The sequence below is a fragment of the Achromobacter sp. 2789STDY5608615 genome (assembly GCF_001298995.1).
GTDB classification, from domain to species: Bacteria; Pseudomonadota; Gammaproteobacteria; order Burkholderiales; family Burkholderiaceae_B; genus Achromobacter; species Achromobacter insuavis.
In genome coordinates this window covers 232,053-256,807 of the sequence record NZ_CYTY01000002.1, presented here as the reverse complement: position 1 = coordinate 256,807, position 24,755 = coordinate 232,053, and the positions used below count along the sequence as shown (strand labels likewise).

27 protein-coding genes and 2 pseudogenes are annotated in these 24,755 nt (G+C 69.7%); 13 read left to right on the top strand and 16 right to left on the bottom strand.

What is annotated here, in order from left to right:
• On the bottom strand, positions 1 to 443 hold a 443-nt coding region (locus AOZ49_RS02815), incomplete at its 3' end, for a LysR family transcriptional regulator (protein ID WP_156355568.1).
• 92 nt (positions 444 to 535) lie between these two features.
• Between AOZ49_RS02815 and AOZ49_RS02810 the strand changes: the two are divergent.
• From AOZ49_RS02810 to AOZ49_RS02795, 4 genes and pseudogenes are all read left to right on the top strand, one after another.
• Positions 536 to 1,548 (top strand): annotated as a pseudogene (locus tag AOZ49_RS02810) (NAD-dependent epimerase/dehydratase family protein).
• Positions 1,549 to 1,639: 91 nt separating this feature from the next.
• Positions 1,640 to 2,545, top strand: coding sequence for an aldose epimerase family protein (locus tag AOZ49_RS02805; RefSeq protein WP_054431722.1), 906 nt, complete (start codon positions 1,640 to 1,642; stop codon positions 2,543 to 2,545).
• A gap of 98 nt (positions 2,546 to 2,643) precedes the next feature.
• The gene (locus AOZ49_RS02800) at positions 2,644 to 3,000 is read left to right on the top strand and encodes a hypothetical protein (RefSeq protein WP_054431546.1); all 357 of its coding nucleotides are present in this window, start codon (positions 2,644 to 2,646) and stop codon (positions 2,998 to 3,000) included.
• Positions 3,001 to 3,134: 134 nt separating this feature from the next.
• Positions 3,135 to 3,488, top strand: a complete 354-nt coding sequence (locus tag AOZ49_RS02795) for an antibiotic biosynthesis monooxygenase (RefSeq protein WP_054431545.1) — start codon at positions 3,135 to 3,137, stop codon at positions 3,486 to 3,488.
• Here AOZ49_RS02795 and AOZ49_RS02790 read toward each other — a convergent pair.
• The 6 genes and pseudogenes from AOZ49_RS02790 to AOZ49_RS02765 form a co-directional block, all read right to left on the bottom strand.
• Entirely contained in the window at positions 3,446 to 4,234 is a 789-nt protein-coding gene (locus AOZ49_RS02790) for a DUF418 domain-containing protein (protein WP_054474255.1), read from the bottom strand. The two genes, AOZ49_RS02795 and AOZ49_RS02790, sit on opposite strands and share 43 nt — an antisense overlap.
• Before the next feature lie 3 nt (positions 4,235 to 4,237).
• A complete protein-coding gene (locus AOZ49_RS02785) occupies positions 4,238 to 4,705 on the bottom strand; it encodes a DUF418 domain-containing protein (RefSeq protein WP_054474254.1) in 468 nt (155 codons plus the stop codon).
• A gap of 2 nt (positions 4,706 to 4,707) precedes the next feature.
• Positions 4,708 to 5,100: a DUF4156 domain-containing protein gene (locus AOZ49_RS02780; protein WP_156333167.1), complete on the bottom strand. Its 393-nt coding sequence runs from the start codon at positions 5,098 to 5,100 to the stop codon at positions 4,708 to 4,710.
• Between the two features lie 153 nt (positions 5,101 to 5,253).
• Positions 5,254 to 5,559: a hypothetical protein gene (locus AOZ49_RS02775; protein ID WP_231689775.1), complete on the bottom strand. Its 306-nt coding sequence runs from the start codon at positions 5,557 to 5,559 to the stop codon at positions 5,254 to 5,256.
• A gap of 117 nt (positions 5,560 to 5,676) precedes the next feature.
• Positions 5,677 to 6,691: pseudogene (locus tag AOZ49_RS02770) on the bottom strand (zinc-binding alcohol dehydrogenase family protein).
• A 27-nt stretch (positions 6,692 to 6,718) separates the two neighbouring features.
• Entirely contained in the window at positions 6,719 to 7,513 is a 795-nt protein-coding gene (locus tag AOZ49_RS02765; RefSeq protein WP_054474253.1) for an SDR family NAD(P)-dependent oxidoreductase, read from the bottom strand.
• A 112-nt stretch (positions 7,514 to 7,625) separates the two neighbouring features.
• Here AOZ49_RS02765 and AOZ49_RS02760 point away from each other — a divergent pair, with 112 nt between their 5' ends.
• Positions 7,626 to 8,537 (top strand): LysR family transcriptional regulator, encoded by a 912-nt coding sequence (locus tag AOZ49_RS02760; RefSeq protein WP_054474252.1) that lies wholly within the window; start codon positions 7,626 to 7,628, stop codon positions 8,535 to 8,537.
• Here AOZ49_RS02760 and AOZ49_RS02755 read toward each other — a convergent pair.
• The gene (locus tag AOZ49_RS02755; RefSeq protein ID WP_054474251.1) at positions 8,531 to 9,037 is read right to left on the bottom strand and encodes a DUF6496 domain-containing protein; all 507 of its coding nucleotides are present in this window, start codon (positions 9,035 to 9,037) and stop codon (positions 8,531 to 8,533) included. The two genes, AOZ49_RS02760 and AOZ49_RS02755, sit on opposite strands and share 7 nt — an antisense overlap.
• 190 nt (positions 9,038 to 9,227) lie before the next feature.
• Between AOZ49_RS02755 and AOZ49_RS02750 the strand changes: the two genes are divergently transcribed.
• Positions 9,228 to 9,446, top strand: coding sequence for a dodecin (locus AOZ49_RS02750; RefSeq protein WP_054431538.1), 219 nt, complete (start codon positions 9,228 to 9,230; stop codon positions 9,444 to 9,446).
• Between the two features lie 910 nt (positions 9,447 to 10,356).
• Here the strand turns inward: AOZ49_RS02750 and AOZ49_RS02745 are convergent.
• Complete coding sequence (locus tag AOZ49_RS02745) at positions 10,357 to 10,911, bottom strand: NADPH-dependent FMN reductase (protein WP_054474250.1); 555 nt, start codon at positions 10,909 to 10,911, stop codon at positions 10,357 to 10,359.
• Between the two features lie 87 nt (positions 10,912 to 10,998).
• Entirely contained in the window at positions 10,999 to 11,376 is a 378-nt protein-coding gene (hpxZ, locus tag AOZ49_RS02740; RefSeq protein WP_054474249.1) for an oxalurate catabolism protein HpxZ, read from the bottom strand.
• 208 nt (positions 11,377 to 11,584) lie between these two features.
• Between hpxZ and AOZ49_RS02735 the strand changes: the two genes are divergently transcribed.
• Positions 11,585 to 12,130 carry an antibiotic biosynthesis monooxygenase gene (locus tag AOZ49_RS02735; RefSeq protein WP_054431535.1) on the top strand — a complete coding sequence of 182 codons (546 nt, stop codon included), beginning with the start codon at positions 11,585 to 11,587 and terminating at the stop codon, positions 12,128 to 12,130.
• A gap of 32 nt (positions 12,131 to 12,162) precedes the next feature.
• On the opposite strand, the gene AOZ49_RS02730 is transcribed toward AOZ49_RS02735, so the two are convergent.
• The 6 genes from AOZ49_RS02730 to AOZ49_RS02705 all read right to left on the bottom strand — a co-directional run bounded on the left by AOZ49_RS02730 (position 12,163) and on the right by AOZ49_RS02705 (position 17,210).
• Positions 12,163 to 12,870, bottom strand: a complete 708-nt coding sequence (locus AOZ49_RS02730) for a GntR family transcriptional regulator (RefSeq protein ID WP_054474248.1) — start codon at positions 12,868 to 12,870, stop codon at positions 12,163 to 12,165.
• A gap of 20 nt (positions 12,871 to 12,890) precedes the next feature.
• On the bottom strand, positions 12,891 to 14,276 hold the full coding sequence (locus AOZ49_RS02725; RefSeq protein ID WP_054474247.1) for an AtzE family amidohydrolase: 1,386 nt from the start codon (positions 14,274 to 14,276) through the stop codon (positions 12,891 to 12,893).
• Positions 14,273 to 14,455 carry a DUF4089 domain-containing protein gene (locus AOZ49_RS02720; protein WP_054431532.1) on the bottom strand — a complete coding sequence of 61 codons (183 nt, stop codon included), beginning with the start codon at positions 14,453 to 14,455 and terminating at the stop codon, positions 14,273 to 14,275. The genes AOZ49_RS02725 and AOZ49_RS02720 overlap by 4 nt, the downstream gene beginning before the upstream one ends.
• A 41-nt stretch (positions 14,456 to 14,496) precedes the next feature.
• A complete protein-coding gene (locus AOZ49_RS02715) occupies positions 14,497 to 15,318 on the bottom strand; it encodes an ABC transporter ATP-binding protein (RefSeq protein ID WP_054474246.1) in 822 nt (273 codons plus the stop codon).
• A 2-nt stretch (positions 15,319 to 15,320) separates the two neighbouring features.
• Positions 15,321 to 16,118 (bottom strand): ABC transporter permease, encoded by a 798-nt coding sequence (locus tag AOZ49_RS02710; protein ID WP_054474276.1) that lies wholly within the window; start codon positions 16,116 to 16,118, stop codon positions 15,321 to 15,323.
• A gap of 84 nt (positions 16,119 to 16,202) precedes the next feature.
• Positions 16,203 to 17,210 carry an ABC transporter substrate-binding protein gene (locus tag AOZ49_RS02705; RefSeq protein ID WP_054474245.1) on the bottom strand — a complete coding sequence of 336 codons (1,008 nt, stop codon included), beginning with the start codon at positions 17,208 to 17,210 and terminating at the stop codon, positions 16,203 to 16,205.
• A 279-nt stretch (positions 17,211 to 17,489) separates the two neighbouring features.
• On the opposite strand from AOZ49_RS02705, the gene AOZ49_RS02700 reads away from it, so the two are divergent.
• From AOZ49_RS02700 to AOZ49_RS02675, 6 genes are all read left to right on the top strand, one after another.
• Positions 17,490 to 18,401, top strand: coding sequence for a LysR family transcriptional regulator (locus AOZ49_RS02700; protein WP_054431529.1), 912 nt, complete (start codon positions 17,490 to 17,492; stop codon positions 18,399 to 18,401).
• A gap of 122 nt (positions 18,402 to 18,523) precedes the next feature.
• Positions 18,524 to 19,192, top strand: a complete 669-nt coding sequence (locus AOZ49_RS02695) for a DUF4286 family protein (RefSeq protein WP_054474244.1) — start codon at positions 18,524 to 18,526, stop codon at positions 19,190 to 19,192.
• Positions 19,193 to 19,235: 43 nt separating this feature from the next.
• Positions 19,236 to 20,552, top strand: a complete 1,317-nt coding sequence (locus AOZ49_RS02690) for an MFS transporter (protein WP_054474243.1) — start codon at positions 19,236 to 19,238, stop codon at positions 20,550 to 20,552.
• 227 nt (positions 20,553 to 20,779) lie between these two features.
• Complete coding sequence (locus AOZ49_RS02685) at positions 20,780 to 22,078, top strand: imelysin family protein (RefSeq protein WP_054474242.1); 1,299 nt, start codon at positions 20,780 to 20,782, stop codon at positions 22,076 to 22,078.
• The gene (locus tag AOZ49_RS02680) at positions 22,075 to 23,592 is read left to right on the top strand and encodes a di-heme oxidoreductase family protein (RefSeq protein ID WP_054431525.1); all 1,518 of its coding nucleotides are present in this window, start codon (positions 22,075 to 22,077) and stop codon (positions 23,590 to 23,592) included. Before AOZ49_RS02685 ends, AOZ49_RS02680 begins: the two co-directional genes overlap by 4 nt.
• Positions 23,592 to 24,689 carry an imelysin family protein gene (locus AOZ49_RS02675; protein WP_054431524.1) on the top strand — a complete coding sequence of 366 codons (1,098 nt, stop codon included), beginning with the start codon at positions 23,592 to 23,594 and terminating at the stop codon, positions 24,687 to 24,689. The genes AOZ49_RS02680 and AOZ49_RS02675 overlap by 1 nt, the downstream gene beginning before the upstream one ends.
• Positions 24,690 to 24,755: the final 66 nt, after the last annotated feature.

Below are 24,755 nucleotides of genomic sequence, written 5' to 3'. Positions count from 1 at the left end.
ATGCGCACGGCGATGTCGGCCTCGCGCAGCAGCAGGTTCTGCACGCGGTTGGTGGGCGCCAGCTCGATGGTCAGGCGGGGGTGTTCCTGGCGCAGGCGGGCTAGCGCCGGGGGCAGCACTTCGATGCCGATGACTTCGCTGGCCGAGACCCGCACGGTGCCGGCGACGCCCGGGCCCTGCGCGGCGGCCGCGCGTTCCAGGGCGGCGGCGTGGCTGTGCATGGCTTCGGCGTAGCCGCGCAGCGACCGGGCCGCGTCGGTGGCCAGCAGGCCGGTCTGCGAGCGGGTGAACAGCACCTGGCCCAGGGCGCGTTCGAGCGCCGCGATGTGGCGGCCGACTGTGGGCTGGGTGATGTCGAGCGCGCGCGCGGCGCCGGACAGCGAGCCCTCGGCGAGCACGGCGAGAAAGCTGCGGTAGAGTTCCCAGCCGATCGGTTTGGTCATGCATAAATGTATAGCTGCGAGGCTGAGTTCGGCAATTTATTTTGTATGGTCGCGGCGCCAGAATGAACGTCATGGATTCACGGGAGATGACCATGACGACGATCGAATCGAGCCGGCCGGGCACCGCGCTGGTGCTGGGCGCCACCGGTGGCGTGGGGGGGGCGAGGCGGCGCGCCAGCTGCGTGACGCGGGCTGGGGCATCCGCGCCCTGGCGCGCGGGCTGGAAACCGAGACGGCGGCGCGCGACGGCATGACGTGGCTGCGCGGCGATGCCATGAACCGCCAGGACGTGGCGCGGGCGGCGCTGGGGTGCGAGGTGATCGTGCATGCCGTCAATCCGCCGGGCTATCGCCGCTGGGGCGAGCTGGTGCTGCCGATGATCGACAACACCATCGCGGTGGCGGTCGCGCAGGGCGCGACGATCGTGCTGCCGGGCACGATCTACAACTACGGGCCGGACGCCTTTCCGTTGCTGCGCGAGACCTCGCCGCAGCAGCCGCTGACGCGCAAGGGCGCGATCCGGGTCGAGCTCGAACGCCGCCTGCAGGTGGCCAGCGCGCAGGGCGCGCGCGCCGTGGTGTTGCGGGCGGGTGATTTCTTCGGGCCGCGCGCCGGCAACAACTGGTTCTCGCAAGGGCTGGTCAAGCCGGGACGGCCGCTGCGGCGGGTGAGCGTGCCGGGGGCGCCCGGCGTGGGGCATCAATGGAGCTACCTGCCGGACGTGGGCCGGACGCTGGTCGAACTGCTGGGGCGGCGCGAGGCGCTGGCGCCGTTCGCGACGTTCCACATGGCGGGGCATTGGGATGCGGACGGCACGCGGATGGCCGAGGCGATCGTGCGGGTCGCGCGCCGGCATGGGGCCGCGCCGCGGGTGGGCGCGTTTCCGTGGGGACTGCTGTGGCTGGCGGCGCCGTTCTCGGAGACGCTGCGCGAACTGATGCAGATGCGCTACCTGTGGCGCCAGCCGCTGCGCATGGACAACGCGCGCCTGGTCGGGGTGCTGGGCGCCGAGCCGCACACGCCGCTCGACGTGGCGGTGGAGGCGACGCTGCGCGGACTGGGGTGCCTGCCCCAAGCGCTGCCGGCGATGCCCGCCACGGCTTGACGCGGGCTCCGGCGCGCGCGGCTTGCTGGCGCCGGACCGCGCCATGCACAATGGCGCCACGCGGCCGTTTGCAGCGCCGCGGGAGCGCCCGATGCCTGATTTGCCCTTTCCCGCCACGCTGGACGCCAGCGAACGCGTGACCATTGCCCACGGTTCCCACCGCGCCGAGTTCGCGCCGGGCGGGGGCGGACGCCTGACGCGGCTGTCGACTGGCGAGCATGACTGGATCGTGCCGCTGGCCGAGACCGGCTGGCCGCCGGCGCAATGGCCGCGTGCCGGATCGTACCCGCTGACGCCGTACTCGAACCGGGTGCGCGATGGCGTGTTCGCCTTCGAGGGGGCGCGCCATGCGCTGCAATCGTTGCCGGGCCGGCCGCAGGCGATCCATGGCGGCGGCCTGTACCAGGCCTGGCAGGTGCGCCACGCGGCCGACGACGCGGTCGACCTGGTGCTGCAGCAGCCGGCCGGCGTGCTGGGCTGGCCCTGGCCGTATGAATGCGTGCAGCGCTACCGGCTGGATTCGCGCGGGTTGTCGCTCACGCTGCTGATGATCAACCAGGGCGAGACGCCGATGCCGTTCGGCTGCGGCATCCATCCGTATTTCACCGCCACGCGCGTGGCGCTGCACGCGCGGCGCATCTGGCCGACCGACGCCGATGGCCTGCCCGGCGCCAGCCAGACCACGCACGTGCGCGAGCTGGGGCAGTCGGCCGAAGGCTGCGATACCTATCTATCGCAGTGGGGCGGACGCGCCACGCTGCACTGGCCGGACGGGCACGAACTGGCCTTGCACGCCGATGCGGCGTTCGCGCACCTGGTGGTCTACACCGCGCCGGGCTCGGATTTCCTGTGCGTGGAGCCGGTGACCAACGTGGCCGATGCCTTCAATCTGGCAGCGGCGGGCGAGACCCGCACCGGGTTGCAGGTGCTGGCGCCGGGCGAGCGTTTCAGCGCGACGCTGCTGCTGGCGCTGCGGCCGCCGCGCGGCGCGCGTTGAGGCGGGCCAAGGCCGGCATTGAGGCAGGCGCGCGCGCCGCTGGCAACGGCCGGACGCTCCGGCGATAATCCGGCAAAACCCAATCCAGGAGTCGTTACGTGAAAAAGCTCAGCACCGAACAATTGCAGGCGGCCGCCGAGACGCTGCGCCGGGTGCAGGCGAGGCTGGCCCGTTCGGGCAGCCTGCCGCTGGAGCCGACCATCTACGCCAGCGCCAAGGGCTTCCGGCGGACCGTGCCCGACTATGTCTGGTCGTGGCTGTCGGGCCTGCTGGCGCCGCACAAGAGCCTGTCGGCCTGGATGGACGCGCACCAGCCGGGCTGGCGCGACGGCAAGACGCCGGCCGCGGCGGTGTATGCCCGCACCGAGAACGGCTGGTTCGCGTGGCTGATCGCGCAACTGGAAGACGAGATCCGCGATCCGCACGCCCGCGCCAAGCGCGACGGGAACGCCTGATCCGGGCCGGGAGGCCTGGCAAGGACGCTGCGCGATTGCGGACGGCCATGTCCGTACTCTCGCGCCCGCCGGCCTCTTTTTCGCGGCGTCGCGCCGGGCCATAGTGTTGCCTGTTTTTCACCGCAGGAGCCGACATGGCCTTTCCCGTTTCCGCCACCTTCAAGCCCGCGCCGGATGGCACGGTATTCATCGTCAATGTGATCCACGCCCATCCGGGCCGGCAGGAGGACGCCTTCCAGGCGATCCAGGACGTGGTGCATTACGTCGCGCGCACCAAGCCGGGTTTCCTGTGGAGCAACCTGGCCAAGAGCACGGACGGCAAGACCGTGGTGAACATCGAGGCGATCTCGGGGGCGGGCAAGGTGGACGAATTCTTTTCCGATCCGGTGTTCCTGGAGAAATTCCGCAAGCTCGATGCGGTATCGACCAGCGAATTCCACACCTATCAGGTCGACGACCTGGTGTTGCCCGGGCTGCCCGCGGCCTGAGCCGGCCGGGGCTGCGAAGCGGGCAGGCGCATGGCCTGCCAACGGCCGGCGGCGGCGCTGCGCCATAGCCATTCGCAGGGCCCGAGCGCGTAGCGCCGCAGCCACCAGGCGCTGGCCAGGGCCTGGACGATGAACAGCAGCACGCCCAGCGCCAGGATGCGAGGCAGGCTGGCGACGGGCCCCAGCCCCAGGCCGACGCCGTAGAACAGGCTGATCGCCAGGAGGCTCTGGCCCAGGTAGTTGGTCAGCGCCATGCGGCCGACCGGCGCGAAGCCTGCCAGGAGGCGGCGCGCCCGAGGCCGCTGGAACAGCAGCACGAAACCCGCCATATAGCCCAGCCCCAGCGCCAAAGACGCCGCGCTGCGCACGATGCGCGCCAGGTCGCGCCCCGGCCCGCCGGACCACCAGCCATCGGCGAACAGGATGGCGCCGTCGCGCAGCAGCACGAAGGCGCTGGCCGGCACCCCGACGAGCAAGGCGGCGCCCGCCAGCCGGCGCCAGGCGGCCAGATGCGCCGCCGGGTCGAGGAACAGGCCGGCGCGGCCCAGCGCCGCGCCGATCATCAGGCGGCCCAGCACGAAGATGAGCAGGCTCCAGTTGGCGATGCGCATGCGCAGGTCGTAGTCCAGGTTGGCGGCCCAGGCGCGCATCAGGTCTGGCGCGCTGAAGGCCGACAGCGCGGCGGCGGTGGCCTGCGCCGAGGGCACTTGCGGCGGCAGCGCCAGGCGCGCCCACGGCAGCAGCAAGGGTCAGGCGAACAGCGCCAGGGCCGCGCCGACGATCGCCAGCCGCCGGGCGGACCATCCGGCCAGAGGCAGCATCAGCAGGCCCAGCAAGGCGTAATAGCGCAGGATGTCGCCCCACCACAGCAGCCACGCGTGCAGCAGGCCGATGGCCAGCAGCGCCAGCAAGCGCAGCGCGTGACGCCGGCGGCGGCCTGGCGCCAGCGGCGCCGGACCCAGCTGCAGCGCGAAGCCGACGCCGAACAGCAGCGCGAACAGGGTGGCGGCCTTGGCATCGACCAGCGCCGCCATCAGCCATTGTGCGGCGATGTCGGCCGGGCCGGCGCCGGCCGCCGCCGGCAGGAAGTCGTGGAGCGAGAAGGCGCGCAGGTTGGCCAGCAGGACGCCCAGCAGCGCGGCGCCGCGCAGCGCGTCCAGCACCTCGAGCCGGGCCGGCGCGCCGGCGCGCGGCGGCGTTGCCGCGGAGGATGCCATGCCTATTTGACGAGGATGGCGCGGCCTTCGACGAATTGCGCCGTGGTGCTGTTGCTGGAGATCTGGCCCGAGTCCTTGTTGTAGGTGATGTCGGTGCCGGTGGTGCGCGCGCCGTTGCCTGTCAGCAGCACGCCGTTGGCGCCCAGGCTGGCGGCCTGCTTCTTCAGTTCCTCGATGGCGTATTCCATCGATTCCTGGGCGGTGAGGCCGGCCGAGCTCTCGGCCTTGACCAGGCCGACCACCTCATACGGCGCATGCGGCGGATCAGAATAGAACCTGACCGCCGACGCCAGCGATGGCGCATGGCGGTTGCCGGTGGGAATGGCGGTGCCGTCGGCGCAGCCGGCGCACAGGGCCGCCATCGACATGAGCATGGCTGCTCTGGCTACTTTCATGGATCGATCTCCTGGAGGCGTCGCGGGCCGCCGGCCGGCCGGGCACGTGCCATTCTGGCGCCAGCGGCGCGCCAGGCTTCGCGCCATTTGATCGAGCTGTGTGAAGAAACGTAGAGCGGCGCCGACAGGATGTAACGGCGGCTCGGGGAGGGGTCAGGCGCCGGCCCGGGCGCGCGCCAGGGCGGCGCGCACGCGCCGCGCCACCAGCACCAGCAGTTCCTGCACCGCGGCCACCAGCAAGGCGGCCAGGATCGAGCCGAGCACCAGGGCATCCCACAGGCGCGGCGGGCCGACCCGGAACTGGATGGTGTCGAACACCAGCCCGGCGGTGATGCCGGCGACGATGACGGCCTTCCAGCCTTGCAGCGGCACCAGCCGCAGCATCAGCAGGGCGACCGCCACCATGCCCCAGAGCATCGGTTCCAGCGCTTGTTCGAACAGGTGAGAAATCAGAGCCAACTCCCGAAAGCGCGGCGGCGGGCTGGCAGCCCGCGGCGCGCAGTCGAGTTTTTACCTCTTTCTTCGCTGTAATGCGAGACGCCCGTCCCAATTTTTTCGGGGGACGGGGAGGGCGCCTCAGAAGCCTTCCAGCACCACCTTGCCGCGCGCCTTGCCGCTCTCGATGAAGGCGTGGGCGCGGCGCAGGTTTTCGGCGTTGATGCGGCCGTAGTGTTCGCCCAGCGTGGTGCGCAGGGTGCCGTTGTCGATCAGCCGCGCGGCCTGGTTCAGCAGTTCGTGCTGCGCGATCAGGTCGGGGGTGTTGTGCAGCGGCCGGGCGAACATGAATTCCCAGTGCAGCGAGGCCGACTTGCCCTTGAGCAGGCGCACGTCGATGGCCGAGGGGTCGTCGATCAGCGCGATCTTGCCCTGCGGCGCGATGGCCTCGGCCAGTTGCGCGAAGTGCTGGTCGGTCTGGGTCAGGCCGGCGATGAAGCCGACCTGCGGATGGCCGATGCGCTTGAGTTCCTCGGCCAGCGGGCGGGTGTGGTCGATGACGTGATGCGCGCCCAGCTCGGTGACCCAGGCCTGGGTCTCGGGCCGCGAGGCGGTGCCGATGATGGTCAGGCCGGTCAGCTGGCGCGCCAGCTGCACCAGGATCGAGCCGACGCCGCCGGCCGCGCCGACGACCAGCAGCGTGCCCTGGCTGGGGGGCGGCGTTGTCGAGCACGCGCAGGCGGTCGAACAGCAGTTCCCAGGCGGTGATGGTGGTCAGCGGCAGCGCGGCGGCCTGGGCGAAGTCCAGGCTCTGCGGCATGCGGCCGACGATGCGTTCGTCGACCACGTGCAGTTCGCTATTGGCGCCGGGGCGGGTCAGGGCGCCGGCGTACCAGACGCGGTCGCCGGGCGCGAACAGGCTGGTCTTGGCGCCGACCGCGCGCACGATGCCGGCGGCGTCCCAGCCGATGATCTCGGGCTGGCCGTCCTTGGGCTTGCGGTTGGCGCGGATCTTCACATCCACCGGGTTGACGGAAATGGCTTTGACTTCGACCAGCAGGTCGTGGTCGCCGGGCACGGGCTCGGGCGCGGTGATGTCCTGCAGCGATTGCGGGTCGGTGGCGGGCAGGTTCTGGAAGTAGGCGATGGCTTTCATGGGGGATCTCTGGACGGGAAAAGGGGATCAGGCGATGGTGCGGACCACGCCGCCGTCGACGCGCAGGGCGGCGCCGTTGGTGGCCGACGACTGGCGCGAGCAGGTGTAGACGACCATGTTGGCCACTTCCTCGACCGTCGCCAGGCGGCGCAGCAGCGAGCTGGGGCGGTGCTGGGCGATGAAGTCGCGTTCCATCTGCGCTTGCGGCAGGCCCTGTTCCCTGGCCATTTCGGCGAAGAAGTCGACCACGCCTTCGGAGCGGGTCGGGCCGGGCAGCACGGCATTGACGGTGACGCCGCTGCCGGCGGTCAGCTCGGCCAGGCCGCGCGAGACGCCCAGCAGCGCGGTCTTGCTGACGCCGTAGTGGATCATCTCGGCGGGAATGTGCAGCGCCGATTCGCTGGAGATGAAGAGGATGCGGCCCCAGTCGGCGGCCAGCATGCGCGGCAGGTAATAGCGCGACAGGCGCACGCCGCTCATGACGTTGGTGTCGAGCATGTAGCGCCAGTCGTCGTCGGTGATTTCGGTGAAGGACTTGGGCGCGAAGTAGCCGGCGTTGTTGACCAGGATGTCGACGTCGGGATGGGCGGCGCAGATCGAGGCGGCGCCGTCGGCGGTGGACAGGTCGGCCTGCACGGTGTGGACCTGGGCGCCCGGATGCTGGCGCGCAACGGCGTCGGCGGCCTGCTTGAGCTTGTCGGCGTTGCGGCCGTGCAGCACCACCTGGGCGCCGGCCTCGGCCAGGCCCTGGGCGATGGCCAGGCCGATGCCGCCAGACGAGCCGGTGACCAGGGCTTTCTTGCCGTCGAGTTCGATTTTCATGGGGGACTCCAAAAGCGTTGCGGGGGTGACGCCATCATTACCCAGTGGCGGACGATGAAAAACCGGCTAGCATCGGACTCAGTTTCAATATTTCTTTGAAAATGGGTTGCCCATGGTTCGGTTTGAAGACCTGCGCATCTTTGTCGCCGCGGCGGACCACGGCAGTTTTTCGGCCGCCGCGCGCGAGCTGGACCTGACGCCGGCGGTGGCCAGCGCCGCGCTCAAGCGGCTCGAGCTGTCGCTGGAGGCCCGCCTGTTCGTGCGTTCGACACGCAGCCTGCGGCTGACCGGCGATGGCGAGCGCTACCTGGAGTATGCGCGCGCCGCGCTGTCGAGCCTGCAGGCCGGGCAGAGCGCGCTGGCGCGCGACAAGACGGCGATCTCCGGCACGCTGTCGGTGGCGATTCCGTCGGACCTGGGGCGCCATGTGCTGCTGCCGTGGCTGGACGACTTCCAGCAGCAGCATCCGCGCGTGAACTTCCAGGTGCGCATCAGCGACCGCCTGGCGGACCTGTACCGGCAGCCCGTCGACATCGCGCTGCGCTACGGCACGCCCGGCGATTCCGGCCTGGTGGCGCTGCCGTTGAGCGAGCACAACCGCCGCGTGGTGTGCGCCTCGCCGGCCTATTTCGCGCGCCACGGCATGCCGCGCACACCGGCCGACCTGCGGCGCCACAACTGCCTGTGCTTCGTGCTGGGCGAATCGCTGCACGACCGCTGGGCCTTCGAGCATGAGGGCGGCGCGCTGACCGTGCCGGTCAAGGGCGACCGGGTGGGCGACGATGGCGACCTGGTGCGGCGCTGGGCGCTGGCCGGCCATGGCGTGGCCTACAAGTCGCGCTTCGACGTGCTGAGCGACCTGCGCGCGGGCCGGCTGGTGCAGGCCTTGCCCGACTACACCGGCGAGCCTTCGCCGCTGTACCTGCTGTGCGTGCACCGCATGCTGCTGTCGCCCGCGGTCAAGCGCCTGCGTGAATTCCTGCAGACACGTCTGCGCGAGTTCGAGGCGGGCGCCGCTCAGTGACGCGCCGCGGCGCGCTGGTTGGCGGCGCGGGTGCGCGCCGCTTTCTTGGCCGCGGCCGAGCGTCCCGCCGCGCCCTTGGTGGCGGCGGCCTTCTTCGCGGCGGCGGACCGATCCGCGGCCGTGCGCGTGGCCGCGGTCTTGGACGCTTGCCGCGACAGCGCGGATTTGGATGCCGGCTTGGCGCTTTCACGCTTGAGGGCGCGGGTGGTGGCGCGGGCGCGCGTGGCGGATTTGGCATGGCCGTCGTGCGCGGCCTGGCTGTCCTGTTCGGCCTTGCGCCGGGTGGACGCGCTGGCCTTCTTCGGCGTCGCCAGATCGACGCCGGCGCGGCGCGCCTTCGACAGGCCGATGGCGATGGCCTGTTTGGTCGAGCGCACGCCATGCTTGCCCTCGCGCACGTGTTCGATTTCCTCGCGGACGAATTCGCCCGCCTGGGTGGATGCGGATTTGCCTTGCTTCCTGTCGCGCTCGGCGCGTTGCAGCGTTTTTCGTTCAGGCATGACAACCTCCTGGCTTGCGTTGCGGAAAGCGGGTTCCGGGCCGCGGCCGAGGCCGCGTCGACGGAACTCGTAACACCACTCTATGCCCCACGCGGTATCCTGTGTGTTCGAATGGATTGCCGGTCGTAAGCGCCGGAACATCGTGCGCGGCCGACGATTCGCAACGCTTCCCCCTCAACGGAGATGAGCCATGTCGAATCACGTCTACAAGCAGATCGAGCTGGTGGGTTCTTCCACCAAGTCCACCGACGATGCCATCAGCAAGGCGATCGAGCGCGCATCGGAGACGCTGCGGCACCTGGATTGGTTCGAGGTCACCGAGGTGCGCGGCCACATCAAGGACGGCAAGGTGGCGCATTGGCAGGTCGGCCTGAAGATCGGCATGCGCCTGGAAGGCAACGACGTCTGAGGCTTTTGCGCCCGGGCGTTGCTCCTTTTTTGAGCGGCCCTTCCAAGTGCTTGCCGGATAAGGTTTTTTTCAGCTTGTCATGAGACTGTTCAGAGGTTTGTCCACATTCTGTGGGGACAAACCCGGCAGTCCCGGACGGGCCGCGTCCGTCTGCCCCGGCGGCTGCGCCGGCGGAGCGGACCTGGGCGTTTATTGCCCGCCGCCCGCAAGGCCTTGGCGGTAAAGGGTTTTTTGCGGCTGCCCGCAGGCTGTCCTCAGCCTTATCCACATTTCCCGGGGACAACCCGGCGCCGCTTTTCTCCGCGTTGGGCCTTTCTTGACCACCCCCCGCAGGTCATTGATGCGAAAGGGAAAAGCGGACCTGCCCTCATCCTGTCCTCATGCTTGTCCACAGAATGCTGGGACAAATGCACAAGCGCGCCGGGCGGTGGCGCCGGCCGTCCGGGAACTGCCGGTTTGCGCCGATCGACGGTGGATAAGTGCGCCAAAAACCATCCATTAGGTGGATTGCGCATTTTTTGACCGCATGCCGCAAGTGCTTGTTGCCATGGGTTTTTTTGCAGCTGCCCCAGAGCTGTCCTCAAGCTTCTCCACAGTTGCCGGGGATATGTGGGCCCCCACGCGGCGCGCTGCGCGTTTGCTGCCCCCCCGGGGGGGGGGGCTGCCCGGCCTTCGGGCGGCCGGGCGGCCGGGCGGCTGTTTTTGCGGAGGGGGGCGCTGCGCGGGGTGGCGAGCGTTGGGGCAGGGCGGGGCGTGGGAGCTTTCGTTGGCGCAGGGATCGGTTGTTGATGGTGCGGGCTTCGCGCGTAAAAAAAGCCCTCCGGCTTGAGCCGGAGGGCTTGATCGCCCGGAGGTAGACGGGCGATCGGTGCCGGGCGGGGAGGCGCCCCTGACCCGGCAACGGCGGCGATCAGCTATTGAACTTCTTGACCCAGTCGACGTAGCGGTCGATCCAGCCCTGGAGGAACTTGCGCGTGCCTTCGTTGGTGATGTTGTACTGGTCATCGACCAGGCCATCGGTGTACTGCAGGAAGACTTCCGGCGTGGTCAGGGCCACGGCGCCTTCGGCGGCCAGGATGTTGCGCAGGTGCTGCTGCATGAGCGCGGTGCCGGCGGCGCTGGGCGAGGCGCCGAGGATGCCGACGGCCTTGCCGGCCCACGAGTTCTGGCCCCACGGACGGGTGCCCCAGTCGATCGCGTTCTTGATGGCGGCGGGCACCGAGCGGTTGTGCTCGGGCGAGACGAACAGGATGCCCTGGGCGTCGAGGATCTGCTGCTTGAGCTTGGCGGCCGGGGCGGGCAGGTTGTTCTCGTTGTCCTGGTTGTACAGCGGCACGTCGCCGAGGCTGACGTAATCGAACTTGAAGTCCGCGGGGACCAGCTTTTCCAGCGCACGGGCCAGGCGCAGGTTGATCGACGCGGCGCGCAGGCTGCCGACGAAGACAGCGATCTTGTAGGTGCTCATGGGGCGGGTGCTCCTGGGGACGGGGGAAGGCCCAGTGTAGACCTGTCCTCATGACGGCTCAATGGCGGCGGCCTCATAAGGTTATGGTCACGCGCCCATCAGGCTGACGTGCGCCGAGACCACGCGCCAGCCCTGCGGCGTGCGCATCCAGGTCTGGCTCTGGCGGCCGATGCGGTCGCCGCCGTCGCGCTGGAACTCGATGTTGGTGGTGGCGAAGTCTTGGCCATAGGTGGTGATGGCGGTGCGCAGCACGCGCCGCGCCAGGCCCTGCGGCGAACGGCCGGCGCGGAAGGCGCGGATGGCGTCGTAGCCGTACAGATTCTCGCCGGCGCCGTAGCGCAGCGTGTGGGGGCTGTTCCAGAACAGTTCGTCCAGCACCTCGACGTGGTTGGCGACCAGGGCGGCCTCATAGCGGGCGAAGGCCACGGTGACTTCGGCGACGACGTCGGGCAGGTTGATATCCATGGCGGGCGGCGGGCTCCGGGTTGAATGCACCACGATGGTGCGTTATTTAGGGTAATCACCAATATGGTGTGTGTTGCGGTGCGCAAATTCGGCGACAGCGGGCGGCCATCACGCTGCGCACGGGCGGATGCTGCGGTGCAAGGCTGGCACGCGGCTTGCTAGGGTTTACACCACATAACACGCTACACGCCGCCCCAGGAGTTTCACCATGTCCAGTTCCGCCGTTCCCGCCCCGGTCACCATGCTGGTCACCCGGCACATTACGCCCGAACGCTACAGCGATTTCCTGTCCTGGATGCGCCAGGGCGAGATCCTGGCCGCGGGCTTTCCCGGTTTTCTCGGCTCGGGCGTGTTGCAACCGCCCGAGGGCGGCGACCAGTACCAGATCGTGCTGCGCTTCGTTGACGAGGCCAGCCTCAACCGCTGGGAGCAATCGCTGCCGCGCCGCATGTGGCTGGAGCGCGGCGCCGCGCTGGTGCGGGCCAGCCATGCGCGCCGCGTGAGCGGCATGGACAGCTGGTTCGGCCCGCAGGGCGGCACCGGCGCGCCGCCGCGCTGGAAGCAGGCCGTGAGCATCTGGCTGGCGTACTTTCCGGTGCTGCTGGCGTTCACGCTGCTGGTGAGCGAACACCTCAGCGCGCTGCCGGTGTTCTGGCGCGCGCTGATCACCAGCGTGACCATGACGCCGGTGATGGTGTTCGTCTGCATTCCGTTCGTGACGCGGCGGCTGGGCCGCTGGCTGCGGCCGCGCTGACGCGGGCGGGCGCCGGGGCGCGGCCATGCCGGCTACGCCGCCTGTGCGCGCCGGCTGGCGTACAGCCGGTGCAGCGTGATCTTGCGCACGGCGGCCTGGCTGTCGCCGATGTGGGCGCGCAGCAGCGCGGTGGCCTGCTCGGCGTCGCGCCGCAGGATCGCCTGCAGGATGGCGCCGTGTTCCGCGTAGGTGCGGGTGATGCGTTCGGCCTGGGTGAAGTCGAGCCGCCGCACGATGCGGATGCGTTCGGTGGCGGCGCGATGCACGCGGGCGATCTCGGGGTTGCCGGCGGCGGCCACCAGGTCCGTGTGGAAGCGCTCGTCCAGCCCCGCCAGCCACTCGCCGTCGTGCGACTGGCGGGCGCTGTCCACCAGCCACAGGTCCACCAGCGGCTGCAGGGCGCGCAGCGGGTCCGGCACCTGGCCGGGCGCGCACAGGGCCTGCACGGCCGCGATTTCCAGCACGCTGCGCAGCTCGTAGAAATGATCGAGCGTGTCGAAGTCCAGCGGCTTGACCAGCCAGCCGTTGCGCTGGCGCACCTCCAGGTAGCCCTCGCGTTCCAGCCGGAACAGCGCCTCGCGCACCGGGGTGCGGCTGACCCGCAGGCGCTCGGCGATCTCGGTCTCGGTGAAGCGGTCGCCGGGCGCCAGGCGGAAATCGAGGATGTCGCGCTTGAGCGTGCCGTAGGCGGAATCGGCCAGGCTGCGGGGCGTGTCGATGACGGCGAATGCGGAGTCCATGGCTGGCCTCGATGAATGGACTAGACGGGGCGGACGACGGCGACGCCGGCCTGTTCCAGCCGCTGCGCGGCCAGCAGGCAGTCGGCCTCGCGCCACGGCGCGGCGATCAATTGCACGCCCAGCGGCAGGTGCGCGTCGGCGCCGATGCCGGGCCACACGGGTGCGGCGCACACGGGCAGGCCGATGCATGAAATGGGCTGCGTCAGCAGGCCCATGCTGGCGCGCGCCGGCAGGGTCTGGCCGGCCAGCGTCAGGCTGGTGGTGCCGATGGGCGTGGCCGGCACCGGCGTGGCGGGCGCGATCAGCACGTCGTAGCGTTCGAACAGCGACAGCGCCTCGCGATAGACGCGATGGCGGATGCGCTGGGCCTGCTGGGCCCAGGCCGCGGGCACCAGGCTGCCGGCGACCAGGCGGTCGCGCGAGTAGGGCTCGTAGTCGTCGTAGTTCGTGATCAGGCGGCGGCGGTGCAGGGCGCCGCCTTCGGCCGAGGTGATGATGAAGGCCGCGGCGCGGGCCTGTTCGGCGCCGGCCAGTTCGACGGTGTCGGCCGCCGCGAGCGCCTGCGCGGCAAGCCGCACTGCGCGGCGCGCCTCGGGGCCGGCCCAGTGGTCGAAATAGCCGCCCAGCACCGCCACGCGCAGCGGCCGGTCGGCGCCCAGCGCGGCCAGCGCCGGCTCGGCGGCGCGCTGCGCGCAGGCCGGGTCGTCGGCGTCGGGGCCTTGCAGCGCGTCGTAGACGGCGGCCAGGCTGGCGCTGTCGGCCGCGAACGGGCCCAGATGGTCCAGGCTGCCGACGAAGGGAAAGCTGCCGCTGCGCGGCAGGCGGCCGAAGGTCGGCTTGAGGCCGAACACGCCGCACAGCGAGGCCGGCACGCGGATCGAGCCGTTGGTGTCCGAACCCAGCGTCAGCGGCACCAGCCCGCCGGCCACGGCGGCGGCGCTGCCGCCCGACGAACCGCCCGCGATGCGGGTGGCGTCGTGCGGGTTGCGGCAGGGGCCGTAATGCGAGTTCTCGGTGGTGAAGCCGTAGGCATGCTCGTCCATGTTGAGCGCGCCCACCAGCACCGCGCCGGCCTCGCGCAGGCGCGCCACCAGCGTGGCGTCGCGCGGAGCGGCGGGGTTGGCGGCATTGACGCGGCCGCCGGCCAGCGTCACTTCCTCGGCGATGTCGAACAGGTTCTTGACGGCGTAGGGCACGCCGGCCAGCGGCGGCAGCGCGTCGCCGCGGGCGCGGCGCGCGTCGATGGCGGCCGCCTCCTGGCGCGCGCGGTCCTCGGTGATGGCGGTGAAGCAGTTGTAGCGCGCGTCGGCGGCGCGGATGCGCGCCAGCGTGGCGTCGAGCACCGCCACCGCGCTGTGTTCGCCGCCACGGATGCGGCGGGCCAGGTCGAGCGCGGCGCCGCTCACGGGCGGAACACCGAGGCCGATTCCAGCGCCACCGGCAAGGCCTCGTCGATGAAGGTCGAGGCGATGTCGTGGATGCGCGTGAATTGCTGCGTCACTTCGGCCGTGGCCGGCTCGCGCAGGGCGTAGCCCGCCAGCGCCAGCGCGCTGCGGACGTATTGGTCGATGGTTTCCTGGGTCATGGCGGACTCCCGGCGAAAGTGGATGGAAGGGGCGAAGGGGCCTAGCGGCGCACTTCGCGCTGGAAGATCTCCAGGCTCAGTTTCTTCATGCCGATGAAGCTGGGCTCGGTCAGCGTCTCGACCGTGCGCGGACGGGCGTCGCCGTAGTCCAGGATCTCGGCCACGCGGGTGGGGCGCTTGGTCAGCAGCAGCACCTGGTCGGCCAGGTACACGGCTTCCTCCAGGTCGTGCGACACCAGCAGCATGGTGGTGCCGGTCTGCATGAAGACCTCCTGCAGCTTTTCGCGGATGAACAGCGTCATCTCGAAGTCCAGCGCCGAGAACGGTTCGTCCAGGAACAGCACCTCGGGTCCCGGCGCCAGCGCGCGCATGATCGAGGCCGTCTGCTGCTGGCCGCCCGACAGTTCGTAGGGATAGCGCTTGAGGTCGAACTTGACGTCGAACGAGGCCACCAACTCTTCCACCCGCGCGTCGACCTCGGCCTTGCTGCGGCCTTCCAGGCGCAGCGGATAGGCGATGTTGTCGATGGTGCGCAGCCACGGGAACATGGCCTCGCGGTAGTTCTGGAAGACGTAGCCGATCTTGGTCTGGGCCAGCGATTTGCCGTCGAACAGGATCTCGCCGGCGTCGATGGGAATGAGCCCGGCGATCATGTTGATCAGCGTCGACTTGCCGCAGCCGTTGGGGCCGAAGACCGAAACGATCTTGCCCTTGGGGATGTCGAGGTTGAAGTCCTCGTACAGCGGCCAGCCGGCGAAATACTTGGTCAGGCCGCGGATGGTGATGTGGGTGCCCAGCGGGCCCGGCTGGAACGGCGCGGGCGTGGGGGCGGGGGCGATGACGGGGTTGATGACGGTGGACATGATTATCGGCCGCTCCAGTGGACCACGCGCTTTTCCAGCACCAGAAAGAGGATGTTGAGCACGTAGCCGAGCGCGCCGGCGGCCAGGATCGAGGCGTACATGTCGCGCACGTTCAGCACCTGCTGCGCATTGATGATGCGGTTGCCCAGCCCGCTGTCCGAGCCGATGAACATCTCGGCCACGATCACGATGACCAGCGCCATCGACACGCCGCTGCGCAGGCCGACGAAGGTGGGCTGCAGGCTCTCCCAGATCAGCACGTCCTTGAAGATCTGCCAGCGCGAGGCGCCCATCACCCGCGCCGCCATGACGCGCTGCTTGCGCGCGTTGATGACGCCGTAGGCGCTGTTGAACAGGATCACCAGCACCGCGGCGAAGGCGGCGATGGCGATCTTGTTCATGTCGGTCACGCCGAAGATCATCAGGAACAGCGGGATCAGCGCGGACGACGGCGTGGAACGGAAGAAGTCCACCAGGAATTCGACGCTGCGGTAGGCCTTTTCATTGCTGCCGAGCAGTACGCCCAGCGGCACGCCGATGACGCCGGCGATGACGAAGGCCTGCAGCGTGCGGCTGACCGACGCCAGGAAATCGCCCAGCAGCGGACCGCCGGCCATGCCCTTGGCCAGCGCCACCAGCGTGGCGCCGGGCGTGGGCAGCAGCACCGGGCTGACCAGCTGCAGGCGCACCACCAGATCCCACACCACATACAGCGCCAGCGGGCCGATCAGCGGCAGCAGGCGCGCGGCGGTCCAGGTGCGCGGCGGGCGCGAGACGGACGGGGCGGCGGTGGCGGGCATGCCGCCATGGGCGGCGCTGGCCGGCTTGGCCGCGGCGACGGCCGGGCCCGCGCCGGCGCGGTTGGCGTTGATCGCGTCCATGGCTCAGCCCTTGTACAGCATCGAGGCGACGTCCACCTTCTGCGCGAAGATGCCCTTGTCGGCGAACAGGTCGAAGAATTTCTGGAAGTACTGGATGTCGCTGGGGCTGAACTCGTTGTAGAGCGTGTAGGCGGCCAGCGGCACGGCCTCGGTCATGGGGCCTTCGATGGCGGTGTAGCCCTTCATGAAGGGACGCGCCTCGTCGGGCTTGGTGCGGATCAGTTCGATGCCGCGGGCATACGCGGCGATGAATTTCCTGCTTTCCTCGGGATGCTTCTTCAGGAACGCGGTGGTCAGCGAGGCCGAGCCGCCGAACCACGGCGCCATCGGATCGCCCAGCACGTACTTGGCGATCACGCCGGTTTCGAGCACGCGGGTGGTGCCGTTCAGACGGCCGACCGTGCCGGTGGGCTCGAGCGTGTAGCACGCGTCCAACTGGCCGGCGGCGACCGCGGCAACGTGCTGGCTGATCGCCAGCTCGACCACGGTCGCCCCGGTTGCGCCGGCGCGCTCCAGCACTGCTTTGGCCAGCGTGGCATTCTGGATGCCGGGTCCAGAACCGACCTTTTTCCCCTTGAGGTCTGCGATGGATTGGATGGGACTGTCTTTCGCGACGATGAACTCGTCCAGCACGTTCTTGGCGTTGCTGGGATTGGAGGCGAATATCTTGAACAGGCCGGGCGAGGCGATCTCGCCGATGGCCAGGTTGGCCGAGCCGGTGCCGTTGGCGCTGCCGTCGGCGCGGCCCGCGAGCATGGCTTCCATGACCTGCTGCGCGCCGGCGAACTTGAGCGCCTCGACGTTCAGGCCGGCTTCCTTGAAGTAGCCTTTCTCGATGGCGGCATAGAACGGCAGGCCGGCCGCGACCGGCCAGTAGCCGATGCGGATGACCGGACCCGACTGCGCCCGCACCAGGGCCGGCGCGGCCAGCGTGGCGGCGCCCAGCGCGGCGCCCTGCATCAGACGGCGGCGGGTGGCGTTGAAAGCGAAGGGCGCGGGGCGGTTGGTCATGCGGGGCTCCTGGTCGGAAAGAAGTCGGGCGCTTGTAGACAAGCTTGCATACCAGTCATCAAGCAAGACCCGTGCCAACCGCTTTTTGCCGGGTTTTGCACCGGGGAGGAACGATGATGGCGCGCCGCATGAACCATGCTGGTGCATGCGGCACCGCGAGAGGGCGCGCATGGCGTCATGGCGCGGCCGGCCCGCCAGGCGTTAGGATGTGCACAGGCCGGGGCCTGCCGCCCCGCTGTTCTTGGAAGGGCGCGTCATCGGGCGCGCCGTGGCGTGGATATGAATACCCGTTTCGTCGAAGCATTTCTGTGGTCCGCCCGGCTGGGCAGTTTCCGTGCGGCCAGCGACCGCCTGCACATCACCCAGGCCGCCGTGGCCAACCGCATCGCCTCGCTCGAGGAAGACATCGGCGCGCGCCTGTTCGAGCGCGACGCCAAGGAACTGCGGCTGACGGCCGTGGGCACGCGCCTGCTGGACTATGGCGAGCGGCTGATGCAGCTGCGCCAGCAGATCCTGTCGCTGGGCCGCACCGGCGACGAGGTGTTCGGCCTGGTGCGCATCGGCGCCATCGAGACGGTGGTGCACACCTGGCTGATCGGCTTTTTGACCAACCTGCGGTCCACCTATCCCGGCATCGAGGTGCAGCTGACCTCGGAAACCACCCGCGCCCTGCATCGCGGCCTGCGCGAGGGCACGCTGGACATCGCCTTCCAGACCGATCTGCTGACCGACACCGGCATCATCAGCATGCCGTGCCTGCCGATGGAGATGGGCTGGGTCGGGCCGGCCGGCGATGAGGAAGCGCTGACGGTGCAGCAGTTGCTGAGCGAACCGGTGCTGACCATGAGTCCGGGCTCGCAGCCGCACGAGGCGCTCAAGGGCTTGTTCCGCGAGGCCGGCCTGCCGCTGGGCAAGGTGCACTGCGTCAGCTCGATCTCGGCGTTGGCGCGATTGGTGCGCAGCGGCTTTGGCCGCGCGCTGGTGCCGCTGCCGCCGATCCATGAATACGTGGCGCGCGGCGAGGTGCAGATGATCCGCTGCGATGTGCCGGTGCCGCCGCAGCTGCTGGTGGTGAGCTACCTGGAGGGCGCCGGCTCGGAGGCGATCCGGCTGGTGGCCGAACTGGCCTGCCGCGCCTCGGATCAATACACCGCGTCGGTCGTGCCGCCAACATTCGGATCCGCGCAATAGCGTTATCCCTAGGTCGGCGCGCAATAATTTTATTGCCGGCCCGAAAAATTACTCGTTTGTCGGACCCGGCCCGGCGGATTGAAGATGAGTCCCTTCCGTAATCGAAGGGATTTTTTCTTTCCATGAGCCAAGCCACCACTCCGTCCGCGCCCCACGGCATGCTGTTCGTCGCCTGCGACGTCGATCCCGCCTTCGAGACCGATTTCAACCGCTGGTACGACCGCGAGCACGTCGAAGAGCGCGTGCGCATTCCCGGCTTCCTGTCGGGCGCGCGCCATTTCTCGCTGTCCGGCGGCCGCAAGTACCTGGGGCTGTACCGCACGGAATCGCTGGGCGCCTTCACCACCGCCGACTACCGCGCCGCGTTCGAGCGCCAGACGCCCTGGTCGGTGGCCAACCTGGACCGCATGCGCGATCCGATGCGGCGCGTCTGCGCGGTGCAGGCCGTGACCGGCTTCGGCAGCGGCAGCCACATCGCGGTGCTGCCGCTGGTGTTCGGCGGCGATGCCGACGCGCTGACGGCGCGCGCGGCCGAGGCCGGCGCGGCCCTGGCCCAGGTCGATGGCTTCGTGCAGTCCTATTTGCTGGCGCCCGATGCCGCGCTCAGCGGCCCGTTGCCGCGAGAATCCACCGAGAACCGCCGCCTGGACCCGCTGCTGGTCGTCGAAGCCAGCTCGGCCGCCGCCGCGCGCGCCCTGGCCGAGCAGGCCGCCGGCGTCTTCGGCACCCGCGCCAGCGACGCCTGGCTGCTCGAACTGGGCTGGAAGCTGGCGGCCGCCGACCTGCGCTGACGCGGCGCCGCGTCCACACACATCACATACATGGGGAATCAGAATGGCTGAGAACACCTTGCGCGCTCCGTCCGCCCACGGCGGCGCGTCGCCGGACAAGATGAAGAAGCTGGCGATGGCCAGCTCGGTCGGCACCACGCTGGAGTGGTACGACTTCACGATCTACAACCTGATGGCGGCCCTGGTGTTCAACGCCATCTTCTTCCCGTCGTTCGATCCGTTGACGGGCACCATCCTGGCGTTCTCGACCTACGCGGTCGGCTACGTCTCGCGGCCGCTGGGCGGCTTCGTCTTCGGCCACCTGGGCGATCGCCTGGGGCGCAAGTTCGTGCTGGTCGCCACGCTGGTGATCATGGGCGTGTCGACGGGCCTGATGGGCATGCTGCCCACCTACGCCAGCTGGGGCGTGTGGGCGCCGGTGGCATTGGTGGCGCTGCGCTTCATCCAGGGCGTGGCGCTGGGCGGCGAATGGGCCGGCGCGGTGCTGCTGTCGATGGAACACGGCAAGCCCGACCAGCGCGGCCGCAATGCGTCCTTCACGCAGGTCGGGCCATCGTGCGGCACGCTGATCGGCACCGGCTTCATCGCCCTGATCTCGCTGTGGCTCACGCCCGAGGAGTTCCAGGCCTGGGGCTGGCGCGTGCCGTTCATGTCGAGCGTGGCGCTGGTGCTGTTCGGCCTGTGGCTGCGCCGCGGGGTCGAGGAAACGCCGGTGTTCCTGGAAATGGAAGAGAAGCGCGAAACCGCCAACACCCCGATCAAGGACGTGCTGGTGCAGCACTGGCGCCAGCTGCTGGTGGCCGGCGGTTCGCGCATCGGTTCGGACGTGCTGTACGCGCTGGTGGTGGTGTTCACGCTGACCTACGTGACCACGGTGCTGCACCTGTCGCGGCCGCTGGCGCTGGGCGCCACCATGCTGGGCGCGGCGCTCAACGCCATCGCCGTGCCGCTGTGTGGGCATCTGTCGGACAAGATCGGGCGCCGTCCGGTGTACGTGGCCGGCGCGGTCCTGGGCATGATCTGGGCCTTCGTGTTCTTCACGCTGATGGACACCGCGCATCCCATCGCGATCTGCGCCGCCGTGGTGGTGGGCCTGCTGATCCACGCCATGATGTACGGCCCGCAAGCCGCCTTCATCACCGAGCAGTTCCCGGGCCGGGTGCGCTACGCCGGGTCGTCGCTGGCCTACACGCTGGCCGGCATCGTCGGCGGTGGCTTCGCGCCGCTGATCATCGCCAGCCTGTTCAAGTCGTGGAACTCGACCGTGGCGGTGTCGCTGTACGTGGCGGCCGCGCTGGTGGTGACCGCCATCTCGGTGCTGGCCGCCAAGGAGACCGCCAAGGCGCCGCTGCAACGCTGATCGCGGGGCCGGGCCGGCGGGTCCGGTCCATCCGAAAAGTCCGGGCTGGCGCCCGGACTTTTTTTTGTCCGGACCTCGATTTTGGCCTGATTTCGTTCGGAATAATGTCAGGTAGCTGACTTTATTCTGAATAACAAACGAAAATTGTTTACACTCGCATCCACAAAATTCAAGTGTGGACCGGGCCGCCGCGGGGCGAATCCGGTCCGAGTTACGGGAGAAAGTCGATGCGCAAGTTGTTGTTGGGGGCGGTGCTGGCCGTCGCGGCATTCGGGGGGACGGTTCACGCCGCCACGCCGCCCAAGGCCGTGGTCACGAATTACTCGGATCTGGCGCTGGCCGGCTATGAAGACGCGCTGACTTCCGCCAAGACGCTGCGCGAGGCCATCAACGCCATGATCGCCAAGCCCAGCGCGGACACGCTCAAGGCGGCCCGCCAGGCCTGGCTCGATGCGCGCGTGCCGTACCAGCAGACCGAGGCCTTCCGCTTCGGCAACCCCATCGTCGACGACTGGGAAGGGCGCGTGAACGCGTGGCCGCTGGACGAGGGCCTGATCGACTACGTCGACGCCTCCTACGGCACCGAGAACGACGAGAACGCCTACTACGCGGTCAACGTCATCGCCAATTCCAAGATCTCGGTGGGCGGCAAGACCATCGACGTCAGCGAGATCACGCCCAAGCTGCTGTCTGAAGTGCTGCACGAGGCCGACGGCAACGAGGCCAACGTGGCCACCGGTTACCACGCCATCGAATTCCTGCTGTGGGGCCAGGACCTGAACGGCACCGGCCCGGCGCCGGCCGACCGCAAGGGCACGCCGCAGGAACGCCACTCGGGCAACCGTCCGCACACCGACTACGACGTCAAGCAGTGCACCGGCGGCAACTGCGAACGCCGCATCGCCTACCTGAAGGCCGTGACCGACCTGCTGGTGACCGACCTGGAAGAGATGGTCGGCAACTGGCAGAAGGACGGCGCCGCGCGCAAGGCCGTGGAGGAAGATCCCAAGGCCGGCCTGGTGGCGATGCTGACCGGCGTGGGCAGCCTGTCGTACGGCGAACTGGCCGGCGAGCGCATGAAGCTCGGCCTGATGCTGCACGATCCCGAGGAAGAGCATGACTGCTTCTCGGACAACACCCACAACTCGCACTTCTACAACCAGATCGGCATCCGCAACGTCTACCTGGGCGCGTACACCCGCGTCGACGGCAAGCAGGTGTCGGGCGCCAGCCTGTCGGAACTGGTCAAGGCGCGCGACCCCAAGCTGGACACCGAAGTGCGCGCCAAGCTGGACGCCACCGTGGCCGCCATGCAGGCGATGAAGGTCCGCGCCGAGACGGTCGAGACCTACGACCAGATGATCGCGGACGGCAACAAGGAAGGCAACGCGGTGGTGCAGGCCGCCATCGACCGCCTGGTCGACCAGACCCGCAGCCTGGAGCGCGTGATCGCGCTGCTGGACCTGGGCAAGGTCGCCATCGAGGGTTCCGACAGCCTGGACAAACCCGACGCCGTATTCAAGTGAAGCTCGTATTCGCCGCCGTACTGGCGGCGTCGGCCCATGCCGGCGCCGCCGTTGCCCAGACCGCGCCCGCCGGGCGCGATGACCTGAGCGCCGAGGACCTCAAGCGGGTCCTCGCCATCACCGCGCCCACCCGCGATTTCTCCAAGGCCGAGACCTTCGAGACCATGCAGGCGGGCGCCACCACCACCAACAAGCTCATCAACGCCGATATCTTCTCGCAGCCGTCGGCCAACATGAGCTTCGAGCGGCGCCAGGAGTTCCAGGTCGGCAACGGCCTGTTCCGCAAGGACTGGGTGTCCGCGCCGGCTTCCACGCAGGCCTCCGACGGCCTCGGGCCGCTGTTCAACGCGCGCTCCTGCCAGGCCTGTCATACCAAGGACGGGCGCGGCTCGGTGCCCGGCTTCGATCCGCTGGAACGTCCCGACGCGGTGGCGCTGCTGCTGCGCCTGGCGGTGCCCGAAGGCCCGGACCGCGGCCATCCGCGCCTGGCGCCGGGCGAGATCGCGCTGCTGCCCGAACCCGTCTATGGCGTGCAGCTGCAGAACTTCGCGGTGGCCGGGCTGCCGGCCGAAGGCCGCATGGAGATCGAATACACCCCGGTCACCGTCAAGCTCAATGGCGGCGAGACCGCCACGCTGATGAAGCCGGCCTACCGCATCGAGAACCTGGGGTACGGGCCGATGCGCAAGGACACGCAGATCTCGCCGCGGCTGGCGCCGCCGATGATCGGCCTGGGCCTGCTGGAATCGATCCACGAGGCCGACATCCTGGCCAACATCGGCGCCGACAAGCGCGACGGCATCGTCGGCAAGGCCAACTGGGTCACCGACATGCGCACCGGTCAGCGCGCGCTCGGCCGCTTCAACCTGAAGGCCGGCCAGCCCACGGTGGAGCAGCAGAGCGCCGCCGCGTTCTCCAACGACATGGGCCTGTCCTCGCCGCTGTTCCCCAATCACTACGGCGACTGTACGCCGGCGCAGGTCCAGTGCCTGAAGATGCCGCATGGGGCGCAGCCGCGCTTCGGTCCGGAAGAGGTGCCGGCCAAGCTGATGGACTTCGTCACCACCTATTCCACCAACCTGGCGGTGCCGCAGCGGCGCGACGCCGACGACGCCCGCGTGCTGGCTGGCAAGAAGCTGTTCTACGAGGCCAATTGCGTCGCCTGCCACGTGCCCAAGTACGTCACCAGCCGCAATGCCAAGCAGGCCGAGCATCGCTTCCAGCTGATCTGGCCGTACTCCGACATGCTGGTGCACGACATGGGCGATGACCTGGCCGACGGCGTGTCCGACGGCGAGGCCAACGGCCGCGAGTGGCGCACGCCGCCGCTGTGGGGCATCGGCCTGACCAAGACCGTGAACCCCAACGCCACCTGGCTGCACGACGGGCGCGCCCGCACGCTGCTGGAGGCGGTGCTGTGGCATGGCGGCGCGGGGCAGCCCGCGCGCGACCGCGTGGTGGCGATGACGCCCGAAGAACGCGCCGACCTGATCCGTTTCCTGGAGTCATTGTGATGACCACCCTTGTTGCGCGCTCGCGCGTTCCGGTCCGGCTGGCCGCCGCCGCGCTGCTGCTGGCATGGCCGCTGGCCGGCGCCGCCGCGAGCCTGCCCGCCGACCTGGGCGAACGCCTGGCGCAGGGCTATGCGCGGCCGGCCGCCAGCGGCATGGCCGAGGCCGCCACGGGCCTGGAAGGCGCGCTGGGCCAATGGTGCGCCAAGCCCGAGGCCGCCGGCGCCAGGCGCGTCGAGGAGGCCTTCGCCACGCTGGCGCAGGCCTGGGCGCGATTGGAGCCGCTGCGCTTCGGCCCGCTGGTGCAGGCCAACCGCTACGAGCGGCTGGCCTTCTGGCCCGATACCCGCGGCGTGATGCCCAAGCAGGTGCAGGCCGCGATCGCGGCGCAGGACGCCGAGCTGCTCAAGCCCGGCGCGCTGGCCGGACGCAGCGTGGCGCTGCAGGGCCTGCCGGCGCTGGAATACGTGCTGTACGGCGAGCCGGCGCTGCTCCGGCAGCAAGGCGCGCCGACCTTCGCCTATGCCTGCGGCTACGCCCGGGCGGTGTCGGCCAACGTCGCCGCGATCTCGCGCGACGTGGCGCAGGCCTGGGGGCCGCAGGCCGACTTCGGCCGCCAGTTCGCGCGGCCGCAGGCCGGCAACGATCTGTACCGCGATCCGCAGGAAGTCGCGGCCGAAGCCATGAAGGCGCTGTCCACCGGCCTGCAGTTCGCGCGCGACGTGAAGTTGCTGCCGGTGCTGGGCGACTCCGCGGACGCGGCGCGGCCCAAGCGCGCCGCCTTCTGGCGCAGCGGCCTGTCGACCCGCACGCTGGCCGCCGGCCTGGATGGCCTGGCGGCGTTCTACCGCGCGGGCGGCTATGCGCTGCCGCCGGGCGATGCCTGGATGGGCGGCGCGGTGCTGGGCGAATTGGACAACGCGGCGCGCACGCTGCGCGAGGTGCCGGCGCCGCTGGACCAGGCGCTGGCCGACGCGGAAGGGCGCCGCCTGCTGGGGCTGGCGACGCTGACGCTCAAGAACGCCAAGGCCATCGTCGACCAGGACCTGGCGCCGGCGCTGGGCGTGACCATCGGCTTCAATGCGCTCGATGGCGATTGAGCGCGACCGGGCCATGATGAAGCATGACACCGGACAGGCGCCGGCGGCGCGGCCCGATCCGGCCCG

What these genes read in the sequence shown, in the direction of transcription:
- AOZ49_RS02765 (WP_054474253.1), bottom strand. Translation starts at nt 7,513, where the DNA reads ATGAAAATCGAACTCGACGGCAAGAAAGCCCTGGTCACCGGCTCGTCT.
- hpxZ (WP_054474249.1), bottom strand. Translation starts at nt 11,376, where the DNA reads ATGGATATCAACCTGCCCGACGTCGTCGCCGAAGTCACCGTGGCCTTC.
- AOZ49_RS02780 (WP_156333167.1), bottom strand. Translation starts at nt 5,100, where the DNA reads ATGAAAGTAGCCAGAGCAGCCATGCTCATGTCGATGGCGGCCCTGTGC.
- AOZ49_RS02795 (WP_054431545.1), top strand. Translation starts at nt 3,135, where the DNA reads ATGGCCTTTCCCGTTTCCGCCACCTTCAAGCCCGCGCCGGATGGCACG.
- AOZ49_RS02805 (WP_054431722.1), top strand. Translation starts at nt 1,640, where the DNA reads ATGCCTGATTTGCCCTTTCCCGCCACGCTGGACGCCAGCGAACGCGTG.
- AOZ49_RS02710 (WP_054474276.1), bottom strand. Translation starts at nt 16,118, where the DNA reads ATGCCCGCCACCGCCGCCCCGTCCGTCTCGCGCCCGCCGCGCACCTGG.
- AOZ49_RS02700 (WP_054431529.1), top strand. Translation starts at nt 17,490, where the DNA reads ATGAATACCCGTTTCGTCGAAGCATTTCTGTGGTCCGCCCGGCTGGGC.
- AOZ49_RS02755 (WP_054474251.1), bottom strand. Translation starts at nt 9,037, where the DNA reads ATGCCTGAACGAAAAACGCTGCAACGCGCCGAGCGCGACAGGAAGCAA.
- AOZ49_RS02705 (WP_054474245.1), bottom strand. Translation starts at nt 17,210, where the DNA reads ATGACCAACCGCCCCGCGCCCTTCGCTTTCAACGCCACCCGCCGCCGT.
- AOZ49_RS02675 (WP_054431524.1), top strand. Translation starts at nt 23,592, where the DNA reads ATGACCACCCTTGTTGCGCGCTCGCGCGTTCCGGTCCGGCTGGCCGCC.
- AOZ49_RS02735 (WP_054431535.1), top strand. Translation starts at nt 11,585, where the DNA reads ATGTCCAGTTCCGCCGTTCCCGCCCCGGTCACCATGCTGGTCACCCGG.
- AOZ49_RS02685 (WP_054474242.1), top strand. Translation starts at nt 20,780, where the DNA reads ATGCGCAAGTTGTTGTTGGGGGCGGTGCTGGCCGTCGCGGCATTCGGG.
- AOZ49_RS02785 (WP_054474254.1), bottom strand. Translation starts at nt 4,705, where the DNA reads ATGGCATCCTCCGCGGCAACGCCGCCGCGCGCCGGCGCGCCGGCCCGG.
- AOZ49_RS02750 (WP_054431538.1), top strand. Translation starts at nt 9,228, where the DNA reads ATGTCGAATCACGTCTACAAGCAGATCGAGCTGGTGGGTTCTTCCACC.
- AOZ49_RS02715 (WP_054474246.1), bottom strand. Translation starts at nt 15,318, where the DNA reads ATGTCCACCGTCATCAACCCCGTCATCGCCCCCGCCCCCACGCCCGCG.
- AOZ49_RS02720 (WP_054431532.1), bottom strand. Translation starts at nt 14,455, where the DNA reads ATGACCCAGGAAACCATCGACCAATACGTCCGCAGCGCGCTGGCGCTG.
- AOZ49_RS02695 (WP_054474244.1), top strand. Translation starts at nt 18,524, where the DNA reads ATGAGCCAAGCCACCACTCCGTCCGCGCCCCACGGCATGCTGTTCGTC.
- AOZ49_RS02690 (WP_054474243.1), top strand. Translation starts at nt 19,236, where the DNA reads ATGGCTGAGAACACCTTGCGCGCTCCGTCCGCCCACGGCGGCGCGTCG.
- AOZ49_RS02745 (WP_054474250.1), bottom strand. Translation starts at nt 10,911, where the DNA reads ATGAGCACCTACAAGATCGCTGTCTTCGTCGGCAGCCTGCGCGCCGCG.
- AOZ49_RS02760 (WP_054474252.1), top strand. Translation starts at nt 7,626, where the DNA reads ATGGTTCGGTTTGAAGACCTGCGCATCTTTGTCGCCGCGGCGGACCAC.
- AOZ49_RS02730 (WP_054474248.1), bottom strand. Translation starts at nt 12,870, where the DNA reads ATGGACTCCGCATTCGCCGTCATCGACACGCCCCGCAGCCTGGCCGAT.